Here is an 890-nt window from a genome sequence, read left to right as displayed (position 1 = left end):
GAACACGTACCCAGTCAGAAAGAAAAATGCCGTTCACCTTAAGTGAACGGCATTACGGCTTGCGCCGGCTTTTTTGAACTTTTTTATTTAGCTTAGGCTAAGTCGGGTAGGAAGGTCGCATTACTGTTCCCCTCCCCCCTAAGAACCGGACTTGCCAGTTTCCCGGCATCCGGCTCAAGCCTTCATAAATGCCTACTTAACATAGACACCAGCTTCCTTACTGTCTGTCTTGGCATGGTACTGCCGGTGACAATTTGGATGCAGCATCACCAGGTTCGTGCTTTCATCGCCGCCACCCCGTGTCCGGTAGAGGATGTGGTGTAAATCCCAGTCATCATTATCCCGGAACGGTTCCCCGCAAAGCGGGCAACGGCGCTGTTGCTTCTCCCATATAAGCTTAAGCTTGCTGGTCCAAAGCCGATTCTCCTTGAGTCGCTCCAACTGACGCTTCTCAAAGTACTGCTCGTGCTGTGGATCATAGGGATTGGCTTCGCTTCTGATCTTGGCGTGCCGTTTTATTGCTGTCTGGTTCGCTTGCACCAAAAACAGCGTTTTCCCATCCGGTGGTGTTCCGAAAAACACCCACTTTCGGCCCTGCTGCTGCCCAAAGTACTTCTGAGCGATCCAGCGTTTGGGCTTATTGGAGTGCCTGCGTTTCGCCCATCGCCACAGCATGTGCCACAGCCGATGGTCCACGTAGGAGAACGTTTGCGAGGATACTCCGTGCCGGTGGTAGTTAGCCCAGCCCCGAATCATCGGGTTGAGCCGCATCACTACCTGCCATGCCGGTGCCATCCTGTACCGTTTCAGCTCGTCACTTACCTTGCTCAAGAACCAGGGCAAGATCATGAAAAAACCTTATATGGCAAGGCTTCCGGCGAGGTTTTATT

Annotated in this window: 1 protein-coding gene; it reads right to left on the bottom strand. The window is 52.7% G+C overall.

Going from position 1 to position 890, the window contains the following annotated elements:
- Positions 1-192: 192 nt before the first annotated feature.
- Positions 193-849 carry a group II intron maturase-specific domain-containing protein gene (locus tag BFR47_RS15045; protein ID WP_071473833.1) on the bottom strand — a complete coding sequence of 219 codons (657 nt, stop codon included), beginning with the start codon at positions 847-849 and terminating at the stop codon, positions 193-195.
- Between the last annotated feature and the right edge of the window lie 41 nt (positions 850-890).

The organism is Oceanisphaera psychrotolerans, assembly GCF_001870485.1.
Lineage (GTDB): Bacteria > Pseudomonadota > Gammaproteobacteria > Enterobacterales > Aeromonadaceae > Oceanimonas > Oceanimonas psychrotolerans.
The sequence above is the reverse complement of the archived record's forward strand: the minus strand, read 5'-3'. Positions and strand labels throughout refer to the sequence as shown.

Bases quoted from the DNA above. Each gene is read 5' to 3' on its own strand.
- BFR47_RS15045 (WP_071473833.1), bottom strand. From the start codon at position 849: ATGATCTTGCCCTGGTTCTTGAGCAAGGTAAGTGACGAGCTGAAACGG.